This window comes from Roseiconus lacunae (assembly GCF_008312935.1).
Taxonomy (GTDB): domain Bacteria; phylum Planctomycetota; class Planctomycetia; order Pirellulales; family Pirellulaceae; genus Stieleria; species Stieleria lacunae.
Map to the genome: position 1 here is coordinate 717,255 of NZ_VSZO01000001.1, position 21,869 is coordinate 739,123.

The window sequence follows — 21,869 nt, forward strand, 5'->3', positions numbered from 1 at the left end:
GGATCTTAGGAAGGAAAACTGAAAGCTTAGTTTAACCCAAACGATCCTCTGGCCGCACGCCCGAAAACAACCCGCCGACCAAAACCGAGACGCATGGTTGTCAATCAAAGCGCCCCGACGCTCTGATTTAAGCTGATCGCGGGAACAGCACTTCGCCTAATCCGGCGAGTTGTCGATCGGCTCGTACCCTGCCGATCGTCTGATCCGCAAGGCGACCGAGCAGTTCACGCGTCAACGAGCTCGAAAAGAGCGGCAAGAAACCGGCCGAAAACTCAAAGACTTCTGAAAATCGACGGCTACCGCTGAAGGCCGCTTCGTTCTGTGGCGACGCCAACAACAAGCTTCCTCGTCGCATTCCGGCACACGCTTGGCGGCCGATCGCTCCGCCCACCACGATGGTTCCCGCCACCATCGAAGCGGCCAGGAATGCCCCGGCGGCCCCACCGATCGTCAGCGTACCTCGTCGCATGCGGTGGCCCGCATAGTCGCCGACGTCACCGATGACCTCGATCTCGCCCCGTGTTTGCCCGCTTTTACGGCTTCCCCACGGCGCCCCGACGTTGTCACCGGCGCTGCCACTGATCAAAAGCCGCCCGCCTTGCAAACCGCATCCGGCGGCGTCGCCGACATCGCCGACCGCACGAAAGAGACCTCGATCATGCCCGGCGCCAAGTCGGTCGAATGCGGCATCGGTGCCTTCGATGACGACCTCGTCTTGTGCTGACTCGGCGACCGAAATCTGAAACAGGTCGCCCAACGGGACCGCAAGTCCATCGGCGATCAGTCGAGCCTGCTCGATCTCGTGTTTGCCGTGCTCGGCAAGCCAACGTCTACGAATCATCGAAGCATCGATGCGTTGGAATCGATGATCCTTGACCGTCAGTGTCCAACGCGTCATCGCAATATCTCGTGCAGTTTGAAGTGATGGCGTCCGAGCTTGCCTCCATAGTTTCCGGCGGTCACCGCAAGCAACCCTTGCCCGCCGAAAGCTTGACAGGCAGCTTTGACGCCGGTCGCAATCGCGCCCGCGATCGATTCGAAACCAACTCCATCGAGGACGACTTCTAGCACCGCATTTTGCCGAGACGACAACTTTGAGTCGACGACACCACGCAGCGTCGGGCAGTAGGCGTCGTTGGTCGAAGCGATCATCGATTTATATTTTGAACCGACCTTGGATCCGCTCCGGACCACGCCGCCGGGAAACGGCGCGATAACACCGGGCGATTCGGCGATCGCATCGACGGCGACCTTGGCGGCATTGAGGGCCACGGGTAGCGAACTGGCGACCAGCAAAAAGTTTCCGCCACCGATCCCATCAATACGTGGTACATCGTGTTGACAAAGAAATTCGCCGTCCATCACCGGGATTCGCCAATAGCGTTGACCGTCGATCCATTTGCTAATCTGGTGACCGTCCCCAAAGAAACGCAAGGTCTTTCCGAGTGCCATTCGTTTGTTTGTCGAATCACGTTCCGCTTCCAGTCCTGAAAAAAGGGCCGTCGTCGGACAGGTCAGCACACATTGTCCGGAGCGTTTGATGATCTGCTTTTCCAAATCGCCGCCCGACATTGCAAACGCAAGGACTGCATAGCCGGGCCGTCCGTCCGGAGTTTCTTCGCCGGAAAGCTCACGCTCAATATCGATCTCGATTTTGCAATCGATCACGCTAGTCCCGAACCCACTCATCGCCGAGACCGCTTGCCGGGCCCATTGATGATCGATCGCCGTCACGATCAGACGCGTCGCCTTCATGTCGAAGGCTTCCGCAAAGGTATCTTCGATTTCGACACCGTTGATCGATAGTGACGCAGGCTGATTGGATTCACTCATAAAGACCGACCCCGCGTTTGTTGCCGGACCGGTACGGAGCCGATCACCGATTGAAGTTCGTCATCGCTAATTTGCAATCGCAGAAAATCAAAGGTCGATGACTCGTTGTAGAGTGAACGAAACTGGTCGACTTGCCGTGAGTCGAATTCGACATCGGCGATCAACGTTTCTTTGGGTAGCGTCTTTGCGAGTTCCAAGTCCATGCGGTCGGTTTGTCGCTGCCGGTCGATTAGATGTTTACCTCGCACAAACACATGTTGTGGCGAACGAAACATCGCTTCGACATCCGGATTGTTTTGATAAATCACCACATCGGCAATCGCACCGGGTGCCAAATGACCGCGGTCGCGTAGGCCCATGATGCGTGCCGGTGCGGAGCGGGTCATCGTGGCAATGTCATTAAAGCTGTATTGACGATCGAGTCCCGCCAACGAACTCGACGCAGCCGCATCGGCATCGATCTCCGACAAGGCGGTTTCACGAAATGTGCGATCGCACAGCAAACGAATCAGATGCGGATACGCCGTGAAGGGAGCCCCGTTGGGATGATCGGTTGTCAAGAACACGCGACTGGGATCATCGACCATCAAAAACAGTTCCAGTCCGATCGCCCATTGCAAGGCATGGACGAATTGCCGCTTGCGATAGCGAAAGGGCACAACGCCACAACCGGCTTCACATTCGATATCGGCGATCACCGATTTCTTGGGTGACGCGTGGTGACGATTGTCAAACTGGTGGGGTGCGTCGGCACTGATCGTCACCGTTTGTCCAAACATGATCTGGCCGACATCGATGGTGACGTTGGGATTTTTATACAGCGCGTCGACCAACATCCCGGCGGCCGACGACATCCCCTGCTCGGCTTGACCGTAGCTGTGAAATTGGGCATGCGTCAAATGAATCGGATATCCGTCGGCAGCACGGATCGTCGCCAACGTCGACGCGATGTTTCCGGGAACACCAAGGTTGCTACAGTGGATATGCATTGGATGCGTGAGGCCGATTTCCTTCGCCGCCCGCGCCAACACGCGGATCACGTCACCCGGTGTGATCCCGTAATGAGGGTGTTTCTCGTCGACGTTCAGATTACGTTCGCCAAACTTAAACGCCGAAATCCCGCCTGCGTTGACGACCTTAATCGCAATGCTTTGGGTCGCACGGACCATCCAGGCGACGTAATTGTTGATTTGTGCTTGGTCCGTGCCGGTCGCGATCAGTCGTAGCAAGACTTCGTCGTTGCCGAGTAAACAAAACCCGCCGGTAGCCAGTCCGGGAATATCAGCCATCTCGGAATGTGCTGCCCGAGCATTGCACGGAATCATCGCCGGCTCGAACGCAACGGTGTATCCCATTTCCAGGTAACGTTGCCCGGTGACGGCCGCCGTTGGCAGGTAATCACACTCCATCGCTTGGCGTCCAAGTTCGGCCGCCGTTTGATCGATACTGTCTTGCATCAGCATCCGTGCGATCGACAGCTTGCCTCCGCCGATATGTGTGTGGATGTCGACACCGCCGGCCATGACGACCATCTCCGATGCGTCGACAACGACACCCGCGTCAGGTTCGCTGCACTCGGATCCATCGATGACGCGATCGTCCTCGATCCACAAGTCCTTTACTTCGTCGGTGTGATGTGCCGGGTCAATGACACGCCCACCGCGGATCAACGTTTTCATTCCGCTTCGTCGCCATCCTTTTCGATCGAATCTTCGTCTTTCACTTCCGTCTGGGCGGATTCTTTTTTATCGGCACCCTCCTGCCCCGGCTTGTCATCATCCGCCTGATCCTGGCTACGTTTTCCGCGTCCCCGGACAGACTTATCATTCGGTTGTGGTTCGCCGTAGACGCGATCGGTCGTGATCGTGATCCGTTCCGCCTTGACTTGGTTTTCGTTGGGGGGCTGGTAGAAACCTGAGACGCTCACGGCGTCTCCTTCTTGAGCCAGATTCAAATTGTTGTAGCGAATTTCGAATTCCGTCTCTGGGTTGACTTGAACTTGCACGGGAACTTTCCCCGTTTGCACTGCCATCATACCGTTGGGGGCAAGATTCATCAGTTGGCCGACGATCAGGTACTTCCCCGTTACCATCGCTTGCTGCTTGCCGCGATCTTTTCCCTCGGAATAGACCCCGGGCTTAAACTGTTCGCGGGCGTGACCGGTGACGGCTCGTTGGTCGACCGGTTGGAACAAAGTCACTTTGGTGATCGGGGCCACGGGAACACCGTTGGGGCCAAAGGTTCCGTAAAAGCGGACCAGCATGCCGCGTTTTAAGAACGCCGGCTTGGCCTTGGCGATGAACTGAAACGATGCCAAGTTGTCCGGCAAGGCGACCGTAGCTTGGTCACCGCCGTCTTTGTCGACCAGCACCATCCCGCGTTGGAATCCTTTCAGTGTCCCGTTGAACTTGGTGATTTCATTTGCCGGGCCAGCACTCGCGGCACCGAAGGCGGGGGGATCCGCGTTGGCGTTCGAACCAAGGAGCGCCAGTACGACACCGGCACATGCGACTGATCGGCGGTGGCCCCGAAGACGGTACGTCAATGCATCCGCACGGGATGCGCAACAAACGGAAGCGATGCCGAAGAGGAACGTTGTCAGCTTCGATAAGATTGTGATCATTGAAATTCCTCGATGAATGGCGTTTCCTGGGGAATGAGCCGCGACTGACCATTTCGACCAGCCATCTCCGGTTGCAGCTTGAGTCGGCAAAATGACCGGGGAGGTTGTCGCCAACGCAAGGCGTCAAAAAAACTTATCCCGGGGCGACGGGCGACTACTGCGCGTCCTATTGTGAACGCTCCGAGGCCGTTCGCATACTCCCACGCCCCAACCTCTGGGGTAGCCCCACGGCGACCGGTGGGCGTGCGATTTGCGCCCTCGCGCCAATTCGCTAGGCTGAATGACCAGAAAACAGGTCAACCGACGAGGGCATGAGGCGAGTTTTTGCGGTGCCGAATTCCGTTGAGATGCCAGGAAACCACATCATGAATCAAAGCGAGACGCCGAAGCGAATCACCACCCGTACGCTGCAGAAGCGTCGTGAGCGGGGTGAAAAAATCTCGATGCTGACCGCGTACGACTTTCCGACGGCAAAATTCCTGGATGAAGCCGGCATCGATATCCTACTCGTCGGCGACACCTTGGCGATGGTTGTCGGTGGGCACGACACCACACTTCCGGCGACGATGGACCAAATGATTTATCACTCGGAAATGGTCGGGCGGGCAGCAGAGCGAGCGATGGTCGTGGTCGACCTACCGTTCCCCGAGGGGCAGTTGGAAATTGCTCGCAGCATCGCCGCCGGGGCCCGGGTCTTGAAGGAAACCAAGTGCCACGCGGTCAAACTTGAGGGCGGTGCCGAACAGGCGCCGCGGATCGAAGCGATGGTATCGGCGGGGATCCCGGTCATGGCACACGTCGGCCTGCGTCCACAAAATGTCCATGTTGAGGGCGGTTACCGCGTCCAACGCGAACAAGAAAAGCTGATCGTCGACGCCAAAGCTGCCGAAGATGCAGGAGCGTTCACGGTCTTGATCGAATGTGTTCCCGAATCGGTGGCGGCCGCAATCAATGATGCGATTTCGGTGCCCACCATTGGAATCGGAGCCGGCCGGGCGACGACCGGGCAAGTCCTCGTGACTCATGACATGATCGGGATGACCGCCGGGTACACTCCTAAATTCGTCCGCACGTATGCTTCGGTCGGCGAAACGATCCGCCAGGCTGCGGAATCGTTTCGCACGTCGGTCGAAGACGGCAGTTTCCCCAGTCCGGATGAATCCTTTCGCTAATTTTCTCGTCACTTTCCCAACAACGTAAACGCTATGTCCACCGCTTCGCCTTCGGCCAACAAGCTGCCTTCACGATCGGATGTGTCGCCAGAAGATTGCTGGGACCTGTCGACCCTGTTCGAAAACGACGAGCAATGGGAAGCCGCATTCAAGGCTCTCGACGAAAAAATCGCAACCTACGAAACCTACAAAGGCCGCTTGGGCGAATCGCCCGAAACGCTGCGCGAAGCAATGGACTTTGACAGTCAATTTTCGCGTGATAGCGAACGGGTTGCGATCTATGCGTTCCTAAAAACGACCGAGGATCAAGGCAACAGCGACTATCAAGCGATGAAGTCGCGGTTCCAAAATTTGGCCGTCCGCGCCAGCCAGGTCGCGAGCTATTGGTCACCCGAATTGCTGGGCATTGATCCAAAGAAAATGGATGAACTCGTTGCCGACCCCGCACTCCAGCCCTACCGCCTCGATCTTGAACGCCTGCTACGCCGCCGTCCCCACACCCTGACCGATCGCGAAGAACGTTTGCTGGCGATGCAAGGCGAGATGGCGTCGGCGGCGGGAAACGCATTCCGTCAACTCAACGATGTGGATTTGCGATTCGGAACGGTCGAAGACGAAGACGGGAACGAGCACGAACTTTCGCACGCGACATTCATTCAACTGCTTCACAAGCCGACCCGCAAAGTCCGACGCGCCGCGTTCCAACAGTACTATCAAGAAATTTCCGAACACGAGAACACGCTCGCCGCGACCCTGGCCGGAAGCATCCATAGCGACGTGTATTATGCACGGGCCCGCAACCACGACTCGGCGCTACACGCGGCGTTGTTCCCCGACAACGTCCCGGTCAGTGTCTACGACAACTTGATTTCCGCGGTCCGTGAATCGCTGCCCAGCGTCCACGAATACTTTGACGTTCGGCGTCGCAAGATGGATTTACCTGATATCCATCACTTCGATACCTATGTGCCGATCCTTAGCGACATGAAAAAGGAACACACGTGGGACCAAGCGGTCGACGTCGTGATCGAATCCTTGTCGCCACTGGGCAGCGATTACACCAACGCGTTGGAAAAAGGCTTACGCGGTCGCTGGGCCGATCGTTATCCCAACCGCGGAAAACAAAGCGGCGCGTTTAGCTGTGGGTCGTTCGACGGCGCCCCCTACATCTTGATGAATTTCAAAACCGACGTACTCAATGATGTGTACACGCTGACCCACGAAGCGGGACACTCGATGCACAGTTATTACTCGGCATCGAACCAACCGTTCCAGTACTACAATTACACGATCTTCGTCGCCGAAGTTGCCAGTACGTTCAATGAGCAGTTGCTGACCGAACATCTACTTAAGAATGCAGATAGCGACGCCGAACGAGCATTCTTGATCAACAACGAACTCGATGGCATTCGTGCGACAGTCGTCCGCCAGACGATGTTCGCCGAGTTCGAAAAGCGGACACACGAGATGGCCGAAAATGGCGATCCGCTGACAGTCGCTTCGATGCGTGCGGTCTATCGCGAATTGCTCGATGCGTACTTCGGTCCCGAGTTTGTCGTCGACAAAGAACTGGAACTGGAGTGCTTTCGAATTCCACACTTCTATCGTGCGTTTTACGTCTACAAGTACGCGACCGGCCTGAGCGCCGCGGTCGCGTTGTCGCGCCGTGTCCTCGAAGGCGGTCAGGGCGAACTAGACGACTACCTAAAGTTCCTCTCCGGCGGATGCAGCAAAGATCCGTTGGACCTGTTGCGTGACGCGGGCGTCGACATGGAAAAGCCCGAACCGGTGAAAACCACACTCGACCGCTTCAAGCAACTGACCAAAGAACTCGATTCGCTCCTTTAGTGCCCCGTTGTTTCGGCAACGGCATCCTGGATCTCACGGTCCGTTTCGATCGAAATGTTTGGACCGGCTGATTTGCTGATAAGCACTCGTGCTCGGCCTAACCCCAATGTTCGGGGTTAATTTATCAGCCGATGGGTGTTAAGCAGTTGAACACGAATGATTCGGCTTAAGTCGTTCCACTCTCCCAGTGGGAGAGCCGGGCCTTCAGGCCCGGAGAGGGCACCCTCCCCGGCCGTTTGCTCGTCCGACCCTCCCGCAAGCGGGAGGTGCTATCCAGATGTTTAAACCCAAAGACTCGTGTTGACCTGCTTAGCCCCGGTTACTGTGCTTCCGGTTATTATGCTCCCGGTTACTGTGCTTTAGTCGCCGCTATTGCACCGAAACCGTGGCCAGCGTCATTCGGCTAATCCTTAGCTCAGAGGTTGACGAAGCACCATTCAGGTTGTGACGCAATCACAGGATCTAATGCCCTTCGGCGATGCACACCCCAATCAATGGTCGTAACGGAACATGGGCTAATGCAGCCACAAGACAAACACCGACCGCAGCGATTGACCAAACAAGCGATCGCCGAAGGGGCGGCAGAGTTGGCCAATCGGGACGCGAAGCTGCGATCAGTTTTGCAACAGTTCGGCCCGCCACCGCTGCTGCGCCGACCGGCGACATTTGCAACTCTGGTTCACATCATTTTAGAACAACAGGTTTCCGTCGAGTCTGCGAAGTCAACTTTTGAACGCTTGAAGGACATCACCGCCGGTGACGTTACGGCTGAAGGTGTCGCCAATCTTGACGAATCCGGATTGCGGTCGTTGGGATTCAGCCGCCAGAAAGCACACTATGCGGTCCGTTTGGCACACGATTGTTTGGACGGATCGTTTCGAATCAATACACTCTCCCGTCTACCCGACGACGAGGTCCGCCGACGAATCATTGCCCGAAAGGGACTGGGGCAGTGGTCGGCCGATGTCTTTCTAATGATGGGGTTATTGCGACCCGATGTATTGCCGGTCGGTGACCTGGCACTAGTCAAAGGCCTTTGTGAAATCGATCAAAACGACTACGCCGACTCCGATGCTTTAGTCGAACGTGCCGAACGATGGCGGCCCCTTCGCAGCATCGCCACGCGGATGGTTTGGCAGTGGTATGTTAGGCAACGCGGACGCGATATCTTTTAGAGACTGATCTCTCTCGTTGGACCTGCTTCTCTCGTTGGAACTGAGCTTGATGACGAAATTGACATTTTGTGGTGCGGCGGGAACGGTGACCGGTTCATGCTCGTTGATCGACACCGGCAAGCACCGTTTTTTAGTCGACTGCGGCTTGTTTCAAGGTAGCAAAACGACTCAGGAGCTGAACTATGCTTCGTTCCCGTTCGACCCCAAATCGATTGATTTCTTATTGCTCACGCACGCCCACATCGATCACTCGGGTCTGTTGCCAAAACTAGTCAAGCAAGGTTTTCGGGGAGTGATCTATGCCACCGAACCGACGCGTGACTTGTTGAACTTCATGCTGCCCGACTCGGCCCATATCCAAGAATCCGGCGCCAAACGGCATAACAATAAGCGGCGTCGACGGGGGATGCCGCCGGTCAAACCGATCTACACCAACGAAGACGCCGAAGCCACCCTAAAGCTGTTCGCACATCATTCCTATGAAGAATGGTTTTCACCACAAGAAAACATTCAAGCAAGGTTTTGGAACGCGGGACATCTGCTCGGATCCGCGTCGGTGGAACTGAAGATCGATGAAGGCAATGCGGAACCGCTATCGTTGCTTTTCTCCGGTGATATCGGCCCCGAAGAAAAAGTATTTCACCCCGGCCCCGACGCACCGGTCGGCTACGACTACATCGTCTGTGAATCGACGTACGGCAATCGCGACCGTGATGACTACACACTCGAAAAACGCCGAGCGGCAATTCGTGACGAACTGGTCAAGGGGCTGAGCCGTGGCGGGAACGTCGTGATCCCTTCGTTTGCGGTCGAACGCAGTCAAGAACTGCTTCATGACATCGGCTACTTGCTGGCCGAAGGCGAGATCCCCCAGGCGAACGTTTACTTGGATTCGCCCCTGGCTCGACGGGCAACCGAAGTGTTCATCAAGTATGCCGGCGAACTGGAAGACGTCGAAGTTGACGAGAAAAAACTGTTTCGTCACGACCGATTCCACCTGGTTCAATCACTCGACGAGAGTAAGGCGATCAACGCGATCAAAAGTGGTGCGATCATCATTTCGGCAAGCGGGATGTGCAATGCCGGACGAATCAAACATCACCTGCGATACAACATCCATCGCCCCGAATGCACGGTTTTATTCGTCGGGTATCAATCGCCGGGAACCCTGGGACACATCATTTCCAGTGGCGCCAAAGAAGTTCGGATTCATGGCAACACGTACAAGGTCCGGGCCGACATCCGCAGTCTCGGTAACTACTCGGCCCACGCCGACCAGCAGGAGTTACTCGCTTGGATTTTGTCGCGTTGCCCGATCACCGGCGGACTGTTTCTCAACCACGGTGAAGACGACGCCCGGCAGGGCCTTCGCGATCTGCTGGGCGAACGAGGCTTGGACATCGAACGAATCTACATGCCGACGTTTGACGAGACCTTTGAACTTCACCCGGGCACTCGGCCGCTCTCCAAAGGCGTCGCGGGTCCTCGATTGGACCTTGACCACGTCGCTCACGATTGGCACAACGACTACGCCGAATTCATGATCGGTTTGACGCAAGCGCTTGAGCATTCGTCGGACCGTGAAAAGTATGACTTGATCGCGAAACTGAAAGCCAGCCTGGCATCGTGACCCCGATCATCCTGCACCTTTCTTAACTACCTGACGGAGTGACCGTTGAACGTAAGCGATTTTTTGGAACAACATTTCCGTCACTTTAACGCGCGCGAAACACTGGCCGCGGCCAAGGCTTACCGAGAATTCATCGACAACCAAAACGGCCGCATGATGGTCACGCTCGCCGGGGCAATGAGTACCGGCGAACTCGGTTTGTCGCTTGCCGAAATGATTCGCCAAGGCAAAGTCCACGCGGTGACCTGCACGGCGGCCAATCTCGAAGAAGATATCTTCAACCTGGTCGCCCACGACGAATACCGCGTGATCGAAGATTGGCGGGCGCTGTCGGCCGACGATGAAGTCAAATTGCTTGACGAAGGGTTCAACCGAGTGACCGACACCTGCATTCCCGAAACGGTGATGCGGCACATCGAGTCGCGACTGCTGAACCTTTGGAAAAACGCCGCCGAAGAGGGCAAGCCAAGAACACCGGCGGAGTTCATGTTTGAACTTCTCGACGACCCGCAACTCCCCGAGCACTTCCAAGTCCCTCGTGAGAACAGCTGGCTGGCTGCGGCAAAAGACGCGGGCATCCCGGTCTATGTCCCCGGCGTCGAAGACAGCACGATGGGTAATATCTTTACCGCGCGAGTGATCGACGGCAGTTTGCCAAGTCATGCGGCCATGCACCCCGGTACCGAACAACTGCAACGCCTCTCGATGTGGTACCAAGAAACGTCCGCAAATCATCCGATTGGGTTCTTTCAAATCGGTGGTGGGATCGCCGGTGACTTTCCCATTTGCGTCGTTCCGATGATGCGGCAAGACCTGCGGTTGGACATTCCACTGTGGTCGTACTTTTGCCAAATCAGCGACGCCCAGCCAAGCTATGGCGGTTACAGCGGTGCGGTCCCCAACGAAAAAATTACCTGGGAAAAGCTCTCTCGCGAGACACCCAAGTTCATGATCCAAAGCGATGCCTCGATCGTCGCACCGCTTGTCTTCGCCTATGTCCTGGGTTGGTAGCAACTGGCGGGGCTTTGTTTCGATTTAGCCTAAAGCTCAGCCGCCTGATGCTTCGTTAACACTTGAAAATACGTGTTAGAGTCATCAGCCGACGGGCGTTAACCCCGGTTATTGCGCCGAAACCGTGGCTAACGCCATGCGGCTCATCCTAATTTCAAAGGTTGACGAAGCACTCGCGTAGCACTTCTCTCCAAGTCATCTCAATCAGCCCAAGCTAGCAAGACGGGCGACAATCCGCCGTTGCCTAGCTTTTTTGGCGACCTGGCCACCACAATCCGCTAAAAAGGGGGCACCGGGACCACTTTTCATAATGGCATTTTTGGGGAGGTTTGTATGTCCAGGAAATATACCGGACACGGCAAAGGGTTCACGCTGGTAGAGCTTTTGGTCGTCATCGCAATCATTGGTATCTTGGTCGGGCTTCTCTTGCCGGCCGTTCAAGCGGCCCGCGAAGCGGCGCGGCGAATGAGTTGTAGTAACAACTTTCGTCAGATCGGGCTGTCGATGCACAACTATCACAGCGCCTACAAACAGCTACCGATGCAAGGTTCGGGGACGACCGGCAGCGGAGCGGGCTCTCCGCAGGTCACGAGCCCGAACAATGGCCCCAATCAAAACTGGTGGACCAACCATTCGCACTCCAACTCGTGGCGTTTAAGCGCTCTCGTCGGGATGACGGCGTTCCTCGAACAGCAAGGGATGTGGGACTTGATATCCAATCCCAACATCTACGATGCGACGGATAACTCGATCACGTACGATCCGCCTTGGCCACCGATGGGCCCCGTCCCGACCCAAGCACGGTATATCCCCTGGGTCTCAGAGATCCCCACGTTTCGTTGCCCTAGCGATCCCGGCGTCGGATTGCCTGCACTTGGCCGTACCAACTACGCGATGTGCATGGGCGATTCTTACATGTGGTCGATTCAGGGCCCCGCCGATTTGATCGACGCGGAAATGCGTCCGACGAACAACTATGCGCGGAATTCCAACGCATCTGATCGCGGCATGTTCGTGCAGCACAAACGGTCAAAGTTTCGTGACGTCCTCGACGGGCTCTCCAATACCGTCGCGATGGCAGAGATCGCGACAGATCTCGGGGATCGCGATGCGCGAACAATCGGCGACAACGAAACCACACAATACATCAATGAGATCCGCCTGAATCCCAACTTCTTGATCGACCAAGGCTACCTTGACCCGGAGCGTCCAAAATTTTGGGATCCGACCGTCGTCCCGAACGTTTGGGGGCGGGTACATGGTCGCGGTTTCAGGTGGGCGGACCATCGTAACGAGATGACTTGTGTGCACACGATCCTGCCACCGAACAAACCGCTGGCGGCTCAGCGAAATCCTGGTGGCCGCACCTTGTCTCCGCCATCAAGTCGACACCAGGGTGGCGTTCATGTGCTAATGGGCGACGGGGCAGTCGTATTCATTTCGGACTCGATCGAAGCCGGCGATTCACGCGCCGAAATGGTGTGGTGGAATGGAACCGGCGCCGCGTCACCGGGCAGTCCCAGTCCCTACGGGCTGTGGGGGGCCATGGGAACCCGGGCCTCGAGCGAAGTCATTGAAGAACAATTCAACCAATAAAGGACAACCCGAAGGAGTCTTTCAAATGAAGCGATCAATCTTTGCTTTTCTATGCCCGTTGCTTCTGTTCGTGGTGGGGTGCGGTGAAGAACAAACGCAGAACACCATGGAAAACGTCGACGCGGAAGCGCTCGCCGAGTATGAACAGATGATGGCCGAAGACGCACAGCGAACGAATGACGACAGTGACGATTCCGAATAGTCACACCGAATTCTGAGGCAGCGTCTTAAGAGCAGTTGGTGAATCGGTCGACGATCACACCGTTGCCAATGTCACCGTCCTCACGTGAGGGTGACTTCGCAGCGGTGACATTGTGGTGGCGACATTGTCCGGTCCGGATCAAGTTTACGAGTCCGATTCGTCGATGAACCAGTCGAATACCCGCATGACGTGCTGTCGATCGGCAGCCCATCAGCTACATTGCGGACTCGCCGGGGGGAAAGCCTCCCGCCGTGATTTGTCTGTTCCCCAAGCCTGCTTTCCAACAGAACCAGTCGCCCATGACGATTCGGCCTTTCAAGAAACTGCTCGTCGCCAACCGAAGCGAGATCGCAACCCGAGTTTTCCGTAGCGCTTCCGAGCTTGGCATCCGCACCGTCGCGATCTACTCGCATGAAGACCGGTATGCGTTGCACCGTTTCAAGGCTGACGAGGCATATCAAATCGGAGAGCCCGGCGAACCGATTCGGTCGTACCTGAACATCGACGCGATCGTTGCTCTCTGTAAGAAACATGGCGTTGACGCGGTTCACCCCGGCTACGGATTTCTGTCCGAACGTCCCGGGTTCGCCGAAGCACTCGAAAAAGCCGGGATCGTCTTTGTCGGCCCCAGCGTCAATTCGCTCAAGCAGCTCGGTGACAAAATGTCCGCCCGAGAACTTGCCGAAAAAGCAGGGGTGCCGGTTCTTGGCGGAAAAAATAAACCGCTCAAGTCAGCCGAAGAAGCATTGCAATTGGCCGAATCGATGGGCTACCCCGTGATGCTCAAAGCCGCGCACGGAGGCGGCGGACGCGGGATGCGTGTGGTGAAAACCCCTGACGAATTGCCCGGACAACTCGAAGCGGCGATGCGAGAATCGGCGACCGCGTTCGGCAGCGACGAAGTCTTTCTGGAACGCTTCGTCCAACGCGCACGCCACATCGAAGTGCAGATCATCGGTGACGGCAACAACCTGCTGCACCTCTTCGAACGTGATTGCAGTGTCCAACGCCGTCACCAAAAGGTCGTTGAACTCGCGCCCGCACCCAACCTGGATCCCAAAGTCCGCCAAGGACTGTGCGACGCCGCACTGCAAATCGGGCGTGCCGTCGGCACCGACGGGTCATGCTACGAGAACGCCGGTACGGTCGAGTTCTTGCTCGACACCGATTCGAACCAATTCTTCTTCATCGAAGTCAATCCACGGATTCAAGTCGAACACACGGTGACCGAAGAGGTGACCGGGATCGACATCGTTCGGTCGCAAATTTTGATCGCCCAAGGCCACCAGCTTTCCGATGACATCCTTGGCATCCCCGCCCAAGAAGACATCCGAACGACGGGCTTCGCGATGCAATGTCGGGTGACGACCGAGGACCCGGAAAACCAATTCCGCCCCGACTACGGCCGTATCAGCCACTACCGATCAGCCGCCGGCCTGGGGATTCGCCTGGATGCCGGCACCGCGTTCAGTGGCGCGGTGGTCAATCCGTTTTACGACTCGATGCTGGTGAAGGTGACCGCACGAGCATCATCGTTGGCACACGCCGCTTCACGGATGGATCGCTGCTTGCAAGAGTTTCGGATTCGGGGTGTGAAAACGAACATCCCGTTTTTGTTAAAGCTGATCAATCACCCGACGTTCTTGGCCGGAGAGTCGACGACGCGATTGATCGACACCACGCCGGAACTGTTCGAGCTGCCGCGTCGTCGCGACCGCGCAACTCGTTTACTGACGTTCCTCGGCGAAACGATCGTCAACGGAAACGAGCTTGTCGTCGGTCGGCCGCAAGCGTCCCGTCGACACCCCGCACCGGTTCCCGAAATCGATCGCAAGGAAGCGCCCCCCAAGGGGACCAAGGACATCTTCCGCGAATCGGGTGTGAAGGGCCTAGTCGAATGGATCAACAAACAACAAGGTCTGCTGCTCACTGATACAACCATGCGCGACGCGCACCAATCGCTACTGGCGACGCGTGTTCGAACGTATGACATGCTGCAAATCGCCCCGGCATACTCGCAATTGGCATCTCAATTATTCTCGCTGGAAATGTGGGGCGGTGCGACGTTCGACACCAGCATGCGATTTCTGAAGGAGTCGCCTTGGCAACGCCTGTCCGACCTTCGCGATGCGGTGCCGAACATCCTGACCCAGATGCTGCTACGGGCAAGCAACGCGGTCGGCTACACCAACTACCCCGACAACGTCGTACGATTGTTTGTCCGCGAAGCGGTCCAAGCCGGGATGGATGTGTTCCGTGTTTTCGATGCGCTCAATTGGCAACAGAATATGAAAGTTGCCATGGAAGCGGTCATCGAAGAGGGTGGGATCTGCGAAGCATCGATTTGCTACACCGGTGACCTGCAAAATCCCAAACGCACCAAGTACGACCTGAAGTATTACGTCGACCTGGCCAAGCAGCTTGAAAAGATGGGCGCCCACTTGCTGGCCATCAAAGACATGGCGGGCTTGCTGAAACCGAAAGCAGCGACCACGCTGGTCCGCGCCTTACGCGAAGAGATTGGCATTCCGATTCATCTTCACACACACGACACCGCCGGCATTCAAGCGTCAACGATCTTGACCGCCGCCGACGAAGGACTGCAGATCGCCGACGCCGCGTTCGCACCGATGTCGGGCGGAACCAGCCAAGTCAACTTGAATTCGATCGTCGAAGCACTCCGTGATACACCTCGGGCGAGCGATTTGGAAACCGAGGCGTTGACCAAGATCGCTACCTACTGGCAGGCCGCCCGCGAATTCTACCTACCGTTCGAAAGTTACGTGCTGCCAGCGACCGGTGACCTCTATGAACATGAGATGCCCGGTGGTCAGTACACAAACTTATTTCAACAGGCGCGTGCACTAGGGCTATCAGACCGCTGGGCCGAAGTCTGCCGCGCCTATGCGGAGGTCAACCGATTGTTTGGCGACATCGTCAAGGTCACGCCGACCAGCAAGGCAGTCGGTGACATGGCGCTGTTCCTTGTCGCCAACGAGATGTCTGCCGACGATGTGCTGACAAGCGAAAAAGCATTGGCATACCCGGCCAGCGTCATCGACTTGATCGGCGGACGTATGGGCCAGCCACCGGGCGGTTTCCCCGAACCGGTGATCAAGAAAGTGATGGGCGAACAACCTCCGTTGACCACCCGACCCGGTGAATCGATGCCGGATGCGGACGTCGATGCCGCCCGCGCGACGGCCGCCGAACAGTTCGGTGAAGCCGCGTCGGATCAATTGGCCGTGACTCAGTTGCTCTACACCAAAGTCTTTAAAGATTTTGCCGAGCACTACCGCAAGTACGGTGACGTGTCAAAGCTACCGACCCCGAACTTTTTCTATGGCCAAGAGCACGGCGAAGAGATCGCGGTCGATATCGAAAAAGGCAAACGCCTGATCGTGAAGTTCCTGACCGTCGGACAGCCACATCCCGATGGGACGCGTACGGTTTTCTTTGAACTCAACGGCCAACCGCGTGAAGTGACCGTGACCGACAAGTCACTCGAACCAGAAACCAAAAAAGCGGTCAAAGCCGACCCTAGCGACGACAACCAAGTCGCCGCCAGCATGCCGGGGATGGTCATCACGGTGGCCGGTGCCGAAGGCGATAAAGTCAAAGAGGGGCAAAAGCTGATGGTGCTCGAAGCGATGAAAATGGAAACCACCATCAACGCACCGAAGGCCGGGACGATCAAGTCGATCCAGACTCCCGCCGGTACCCAGGTCGAAGCCGGGGACTTGCTGGTCGTTCTCCAATAGAAGCCCGCCGATTCGGCGAGCCGTGAAAGGTTTGTCACCGCGAAGGTTTGATCGAATGGACTCGCGTCAGATGTTGGGGTAAGGGCCTTGGATATGAAAACAAGGCTAAACCGGGGCCCGCGGCTAATCGACATGCAGCATCAGCCGAATGGTGTTGGCCACGGTTGTTTGGCAGTCAGCGGGCAGAACACCCGGCGGCGGAGTGCCGAAAGCCTTGGCGGCTTCCGCTACGATCGGAGGCGATTAGACTGGTGGGTCCTGATCATCGATGCCGACGACATACGAATGAAACGAACCCACAGAAACTTTCTGGTGACGCTTTGCCTGACCAACCTAGTTTGGGCCGCTAACCTTGTCGCCGCACCACCGCTGCCGCCGCTTGAATCGATCGAAGCGGCTTCGCGCGCGCGGTGGTTGATCGAAGGCCCGGTGATTGACGCCAAGACGGGCAGTTCGGTGGAAGCATTCACCGTGATTCCCGGTTCGATTTCCACCGATGATAACGGCCGAGCGACGATACGATGGCGAGAGAATCTCAAGCGTGAGATGAAGGCAGGACATCTACAGTGGCCGCGTACGAGCGGCTTCTCGGTCATGCGTTTCAAGATCATCGCCGAAGGCTACCACCCCGTCGTCAGCCCCATCATCCGCCGTGGTGGGCCCCATCTTCGAATGCGTGTGAAGCTTCGGCCCATGGCATCTGATTCCAAATCTGACTCGTAAGGCGGAGCCAAACGCAATAGGCTATTCCGACTGACGTCGATAAATCAGCCTGGCATCGTCATCGAACTTGTCGATCATGATCAGTCTAAATTGTGGGGCGACGGCCAGCGATTCGATTCCGCTACCAAGAATCGGCCCCGGTGCGGTTGCCCCGCCAAAGATTTTGGGGCCCAGGTACGCATGGATCTCGTCAATCAAGCAGTCCTCGGGCTGACTCCCGATCAAGCTAGCCATCAAATTTGGGCCACCTTCGACCATCACGTTCGTCGCCGGTCGGTGACCGTGTAGGCCGTCGGCACACTTTCGCAAGACGCCTTCGATGCTGTCGTTTTCCGCATCGCAAACCAAGCCCGCTTGTTCCAGCCACGCCCGTTCATCGGGATCGACGAATGGACTGGTAAACAAAAATGTGGGGATCTCCTTTGCGGTGCAAACGAGTTTGGAGTCTCGTGGTGGCAGTCGTCCGCGCGAGAAAATCAATCGATTCGCGACCCGTGGCGGCGTAAGCGGTTTGCCATCGTCGTCAACCAACCTTGCGTTGAGCATGGGATCATCGGCGAGCACCGTTCCCATTCCGGCAAGAATTGCATCGACACGGGCACGCAAGCGATGCACATGGACGCGCGATTGCGGGCCGCTGATCCATTGGCTTTCGCCGTCGACGGTCGCGACACGTCCATCGATCGTCATGGCCCACTTTGCGATCGTCCACGGCAAGCCCTTCTGCACTCGTTTTAGGTACGGCGCGTTGAGCTGTTCTGCTTCATCGCGCAAGACACCGACGGTAATTTCGATCCCGTGGTCACGAAGTGCTTTCAGTCCGCCGCCGTCGACCTTCGGAAATGGATCCTGCATCGCGATCACAACGCGACTGACTTTGGCATCTATCAACGCTTGGCTACACGGGGGCGTTTTCCCAAAGTGGCAACAGGGTTCCAACGTAACGTAAGCCGTCGCGGATTCCGCATCGGCGATTGATGGCAGACTTCGTAACGCTTCGACTTCGGCATGGGGGCCGCCGAATCGCTTGTGATAGCCTTCCCCGATACGATGACCGTCCTTGACCAAAACACAGCCGACCATCGGATTCGGTTCGGCGTAGCCTTCACCGGACGCCGCTAGTTGCAGCGCCCGTTGCATCCAATGTCGATCACGATTGGCGTCGACGACGGTGTTCGCAGGCATCGCGTCAGGCTCAATCCATGCCGGGAACCCAAAGTTTCCCGCCACCGCCTTCGGAGGAGTCACCGCCGCCGGGTGAGTCCGGCGTCCACAATCCTTCCGAAGCTGGGTTAGCCGCTTGCTGCGGTGCTGGTGCGGGAACGAAATCGTTGCCCGGTGCGACCGGACCAGCAGGTGCGCCACCGGGTGCGCCGCGCATCGAGCCGTCGGGCCGAATCACGCCCAACTGAACAAGAATCTGTTGCACGCGAGCCATCACCGCCGGATCGTTGCCGTAGTTTTGCTCGATTTCCATGATGGTGCTGCGGAAGCCTTCTTGGTCGGCCGTCATCAAACACAGTTCCATCTGCATCATCAGGACAGGCGAATAATTCAACTGATGCAGCTTCGCGAATGCGACGGCTTGATTGGCCGTCGAGATCCCGATCGCGGGCTCCGGCGCCGACGAAATCGCCATCAAGTAACCTTGCAACGCCATTTGTTTCTCGTCGTCGGTCGACGCAGTCGGTGCGACTTTCTCGACCAACTCGGTGGCAAAGCGATACGATTCCAATCGCGCCCCGATTTGACGCGTCGCGGCGGCAAGGTAGTAGATCCCCATCGTGTCCAGTTCCGAGGTGTCGACTCGGAAATAATCCGCCGGACACAACCGCCCGGCTTGTTCGGCAGTGACTTTCAACGGTGGTAACGCGTCGACCTTGGCGACTTCACGAATACGGTCAAGTCCGCCTTCGATGGTTTGCAGTCGTTCATAACCTTCGAGAATGCGAACATAAATCGCTCGCTGCAGTGCCATCGATTCATCGTCGACGACGTCGCTCAGTGAACGCCCTCCGAACAGATTGATCTGCACCGCCAACGCACGCTGCGGCATTGCCGCGACAGTGAATTCGCGATTGAGAGTTGTCAGTTCCGCAAGTGACTGTGGATCACGGAGTCGAACCGGGCGTGGGTCAAGGTTACTCATCAACGGAGTGGGCAATTGCTCACCGACTTCCAATTGCCCTTCTGGTAAGGCGTCGGACAAGACAGTCTTGATGTCGTCGATCCGATCCGCGGCAACGTCATACGCGATCACATGAGGTTCTTGATCGGTTTGACGACCGTAAACACAAGCGATCGAGACTGTCGCCGGTAGGTCCGCACCGGAGACGTCAGCATCATCGGCAGGAATTTCGCGATCGGCGATGAAGAAGGCGCTCCGTGGCGGGACCGATTCTTCGTCGATACGCAATCGCGATAGTTGAGCGGCTTCCATCTGCTTACATCGATTGCTGGCCGCCAACGCCATTTCGGCCTGCTCGACGTCTTTGAATTCGACGCGAATGTTGGCCGCCTGAACCGCCAGCACGTCGCGTTCTTTCAACAAGGCAGCGATCGCCCCGTAGCGTTGACGTTCCAGCAAATCGAGGTCTTCGACTTCCGATAGCTGACGGGCGATGTCGGACTGACGATCGATATCGCCACGCCAGATCGCACAGCAAAACAATCCGGACAACACCGCTGCTTGTCCCGGTGCGGTACGGCGCAACGATTCGAACTTGTCTTGAGCCAACAAAATCTTATTGCTGCTCAACAATGACATCGCTTCGTCATAGCGTTCTTGCCATTCGACGCCGTCGGGGCAATCAATCAATTCCGGGATATGCTTGAGCAGAAGATTGATCGCCTGCGATTGATCGAGCGATTCCATGAAGCCAGATGCTTCGTCGCTTTCGAATCCGCTCGCTCCGAGTGGCAAGAACGCAAACTGTCGTGCCGACAGCACCGAACCACTTTGAGCCAAGCCCATCGCGACGAGCAGCGCGACGTCCATCACAAATGCGTCGACGCTTTGGCCGCTCTCGTTCAGAGCTTCCAAAAGCGAATCGGTTGCCGTTTGCATCTCGCCCTTGGCAACCGAAACAGCCGCTCGCTGTGTCAATGCCAGAGGGTTCGATGGCTGCAGACGAATGAATCGCTCCGCATTTTCGGCTAACGAATCAAACTCCTGCAATCCCAACAGCAATCGACCACGGATCGCGAGCGCCCATGCCGCATCGGGATGCTCTTCCAAAATTGATTTCAATCGGTCGAGCGCCGGTACCACTTGGCCACCTTCGACCATTCGCAGCACTTTTTCCATCTGGCTGACAGAATCTTTGCACTTGCAGAATTTGATTTTCTTTCCGTTGCCACAGGGGCAGATCGCATAGGAATCGACAGACATGGATACTGGTTGCCAGTGTGAGGGAAGGCGAGCAATCTCGGCTCGCCGTTGGAATTCGACGCTCACCGTTGGGGGTGATCAAGAGCGTTTCCATGGGTGGTTTCTTGCCGGAACGGCGGGCCTGTGATTGGGCCACAAGTTCGGTGGTGCTTCGTCTAGACCCGAACGTTGGGGTCGTCCCGTCAGCCGACGGGCACCAGCCCGGCTATCGCTGAAGAACCGCAGCTAATCCCAAGTTCAGATTTTGACGAAGCGGTAGTCGCTTGACGGCGAAAGCGGCGCGCTCCGGGCCGCTAATCGTACCACGATCGCGCCGTACTGCCCAAGCCCTCACGTTTTCGCGACTCCTCATGCGACGCCCCCCGCTACGAACCGGCGATCAAAGGCTTTTCAGCGTTGGTTCGTCGCTGCGAGGGTCTTAAACAAAAGCTTGCAAAAGAAAAACGAATGCCCGTTTCTCGATCCCCGGACAGTTGCTCTCGCGAGGCCCCGCGACATTGAGAGACCGCGGACGCGTCTGCGTCAACCATTGCTGCAACTCTTTGGTCGTTGCCGTTTCGAGTTTTAAGCACAACGTCGGACGGTCATGTCGTTTGGCCAACCGCCGAGTGAGCAGCGTCCCGCCACCGAGACGCCCCTCATAAAGAATCAAGGTCGCATCACTGTCGATAATGTTCTGCTCCGTCCGTGGCGGATATTCCGGCGAGTCCATCTCGACCAACTGATACCGGCTCGGAATGGATCCGTCTTCGCTCAATCGGCCACGGGGACACCAGCCACCATGTTCGATTCCCAATGCGATCGCGACTTCCAACCCGGCTCGATCCACTCCAGTTTGCCCGCCGGACACAAACCTATCGGGGATAAACGATGGTGACGGCGGCAATTCGTTCAAGATGCGATG

At 56.9% G+C, this 21,869-nt stretch carries 16 protein-coding genes; 9 read left to right on the plus strand and 7 right to left on the minus strand.

The features are described from left to right. Window positions 1-127: 127 nt before the first annotated feature. Genes FYC48_RS02430 through FYC48_RS02445 form a run of 4 tightly spaced genes read right to left on the minus strand, consistent with a single transcriptional unit; the run spans window position 128 to window position 4,456 of the window. Complete coding sequence (locus tag FYC48_RS02430; protein WP_149495089.1) at window positions 128-898, minus strand: GltB/FmdC/FwdC-like GXGXG domain-containing protein; 771 nt, start codon at window positions 896-898, stop codon at window positions 128-130. After that, the gene (gene fhcD / locus FYC48_RS02435) at window positions 895-1,833 is read right to left on the minus strand and encodes a formylmethanofuran--tetrahydromethanopterin N-formyltransferase (RefSeq protein ID WP_149495090.1); all 939 of its coding nucleotides are present in this window, start codon (window positions 1,831-1,833) and stop codon (window positions 895-897) included. Before fhcD ends, FYC48_RS02430 begins: the two co-directional genes overlap by 4 nt. Further along, window positions 1,830-3,512: a formylmethanofuran dehydrogenase subunit A gene (locus FYC48_RS02440; RefSeq protein WP_149495091.1), complete on the minus strand. Its 1,683-nt coding sequence runs from the start codon at window positions 3,510-3,512 to the stop codon at window positions 1,830-1,832. The genes fhcD and FYC48_RS02440 overlap by 4 nt, the downstream gene beginning before the upstream one ends. Next, window positions 3,509-4,456 (minus strand): hypothetical protein, encoded by a 948-nt coding sequence (locus FYC48_RS02445; RefSeq protein WP_149495092.1) that lies wholly within the window; start codon window positions 4,454-4,456, stop codon window positions 3,509-3,511. The genes FYC48_RS02440 and FYC48_RS02445 overlap by 4 nt, the downstream gene beginning before the upstream one ends. A gap of 365 nt (window positions 4,457-4,821) precedes the next feature. On the opposite strand from FYC48_RS02445, the gene panB reads away from it, so the two are divergent. From panB to FYC48_RS02485, 9 genes are all read left to right on the plus strand, one after another. Then, window positions 4,822-5,628 (plus strand): 3-methyl-2-oxobutanoate hydroxymethyltransferase, encoded by an 807-nt coding sequence (gene panB, locus FYC48_RS02450; RefSeq protein ID WP_149495093.1) that lies wholly within the window; start codon window positions 4,822-4,824, stop codon window positions 5,626-5,628. A gap of 33 nt (window positions 5,629-5,661) precedes the next feature. Then, complete coding sequence (pepF, locus tag FYC48_RS02455; RefSeq protein ID WP_149495094.1) at window positions 5,662-7,476, plus strand: oligoendopeptidase F; 1,815 nt, start codon at window positions 5,662-5,664, stop codon at window positions 7,474-7,476. A 518-nt stretch (window positions 7,477-7,994) separates the two neighbouring features. Next, window positions 7,995-8,651, plus strand: coding sequence for a DNA-3-methyladenine glycosylase family protein (locus FYC48_RS02460; RefSeq protein ID WP_149495095.1), 657 nt, complete (start codon window positions 7,995-7,997; stop codon window positions 8,649-8,651). A 49-nt stretch (window positions 8,652-8,700) separates the two neighbouring features. After that, entirely contained in the window at window positions 8,701-10,281 is a 1,581-nt protein-coding gene (locus tag FYC48_RS02465) for an MBL fold metallo-hydrolase (RefSeq protein ID WP_149495096.1), read from the plus strand. 45 nt (window positions 10,282-10,326) lie between these two features. Beyond that, complete coding sequence (locus FYC48_RS02470; RefSeq protein WP_149495097.1) at window positions 10,327-11,292, plus strand: deoxyhypusine synthase family protein; 966 nt, start codon at window positions 10,327-10,329, stop codon at window positions 11,290-11,292. Window positions 11,293-11,625: 333 nt separating this feature from the next. Next, window positions 11,626-12,888, plus strand: a complete 1,263-nt coding sequence (locus FYC48_RS02475) for a DUF1559 domain-containing protein (protein ID WP_149495098.1) — start codon at window positions 11,626-11,628, stop codon at window positions 12,886-12,888. A 25-nt stretch (window positions 12,889-12,913) separates the two neighbouring features. Continuing rightward, complete coding sequence (locus tag FYC48_RS28090; protein ID WP_200836518.1) at window positions 12,914-13,090, plus strand: hypothetical protein; 177 nt, start codon at window positions 12,914-12,916, stop codon at window positions 13,088-13,090. Between the two features lie 299 nt (window positions 13,091-13,389). Then, window positions 13,390-16,851 carry a pyruvate carboxylase gene (locus FYC48_RS02480; protein ID WP_149495099.1) on the plus strand — a complete coding sequence of 1,154 codons (3,462 nt, stop codon included), beginning with the start codon at window positions 13,390-13,392 and terminating at the stop codon, window positions 16,849-16,851. A 285-nt stretch (window positions 16,852-17,136) separates the two neighbouring features. Further along, the gene (locus FYC48_RS02485; protein WP_149495100.1) at window positions 17,137-17,574 is read left to right on the plus strand and encodes a hypothetical protein; all 438 of its coding nucleotides are present in this window, start codon (window positions 17,137-17,139) and stop codon (window positions 17,572-17,574) included. A 21-nt stretch (window positions 17,575-17,595) separates the two neighbouring features. Here FYC48_RS02485 and ribD read toward each other — a convergent pair whose 3' ends face one another. The 3 genes from ribD to FYC48_RS02500 all read right to left on the minus strand — a co-directional run bounded on the left by ribD (window position 17,596) and on the right by FYC48_RS02500 (window position 21,860). Beyond that, entirely contained in the window at window positions 17,596-18,759 is a 1,164-nt protein-coding gene (ribD, locus tag FYC48_RS02490) for a bifunctional diaminohydroxyphosphoribosylaminopyrimidine deaminase/5-amino-6-(5-phosphoribosylamino)uracil reductase RibD (RefSeq protein WP_149495101.1), read from the minus strand. A gap of 10 nt (window positions 18,760-18,769) precedes the next feature. After that, window positions 18,770-20,965, minus strand: a complete 2,196-nt coding sequence (locus FYC48_RS02495; protein ID WP_149495102.1) for a tetratricopeptide repeat protein — start codon at window positions 20,963-20,965, stop codon at window positions 18,770-18,772. 418 nt (window positions 20,966-21,383) lie between these two features. Continuing rightward, window positions 21,384-21,860: a putative molybdenum carrier protein gene (locus FYC48_RS02500; RefSeq protein ID WP_235034033.1), complete on the minus strand. Its 477-nt coding sequence runs from the start codon at window positions 21,858-21,860 to the stop codon at window positions 21,384-21,386. Window positions 21,861-21,869: the final 9 nt, after the last annotated feature.

What these genes read in the sequence shown, in the direction of transcription:
- FYC48_RS02430 (WP_149495089.1), bottom strand. Translation starts at nt 898, where the DNA reads ATGACGCGTTGGACACTGACGGTCAAGGATCATCGATTCCAACGCATC.
- fhcD (WP_149495090.1), bottom strand. Translation starts at nt 1,833, where the DNA reads ATGAGTGAATCCAATCAGCCTGCGTCACTATCGATCAACGGTGTCGAA.
- FYC48_RS02440 (WP_149495091.1), bottom strand. Translation starts at nt 3,512, where the DNA reads ATGAAAACGTTGATCCGCGGTGGGCGTGTCATTGACCCGGCACATCAC.
- FYC48_RS02445 (WP_149495092.1), bottom strand. Translation starts at nt 4,456, where the DNA reads ATGATCACAATCTTATCGAAGCTGACAACGTTCCTCTTCGGCATCGCT.
- panB (WP_149495093.1), top strand. Translation starts at nt 4,822, where the DNA reads ATGAATCAAAGCGAGACGCCGAAGCGAATCACCACCCGTACGCTGCAG.
- pepF (WP_149495094.1), top strand. Translation starts at nt 5,662, where the DNA reads ATGTCCACCGCTTCGCCTTCGGCCAACAAGCTGCCTTCACGATCGGAT.
- FYC48_RS02460 (WP_149495095.1), top strand. Translation starts at nt 7,995, where the DNA reads ATGCAGCCACAAGACAAACACCGACCGCAGCGATTGACCAAACAAGCG.
- FYC48_RS02465 (WP_149495096.1), top strand. Translation starts at nt 8,701, where the DNA reads ATGACGAAATTGACATTTTGTGGTGCGGCGGGAACGGTGACCGGTTCA.
- FYC48_RS02475 (WP_149495098.1), top strand. Translation starts at nt 11,626, where the DNA reads ATGTCCAGGAAATATACCGGACACGGCAAAGGGTTCACGCTGGTAGAG.
- FYC48_RS28090 (WP_200836518.1), top strand. Translation starts at nt 12,914, where the DNA reads ATGAAGCGATCAATCTTTGCTTTTCTATGCCCGTTGCTTCTGTTCGTG.
- FYC48_RS02480 (WP_149495099.1), top strand. Translation starts at nt 13,390, where the DNA reads ATGACGATTCGGCCTTTCAAGAAACTGCTCGTCGCCAACCGAAGCGAG.
- FYC48_RS02485 (WP_149495100.1), top strand. Translation starts at nt 17,137, where the DNA reads ATGAAACGAACCCACAGAAACTTTCTGGTGACGCTTTGCCTGACCAAC.
- ribD (WP_149495101.1), bottom strand. Translation starts at nt 18,759, where the DNA reads ATGCCTGCGAACACCGTCGTCGACGCCAATCGTGATCGACATTGGATG.
- FYC48_RS02495 (WP_149495102.1), bottom strand. Translation starts at nt 20,965, where the DNA reads ATGTCTGTCGATTCCTATGCGATCTGCCCCTGTGGCAACGGAAAGAAA.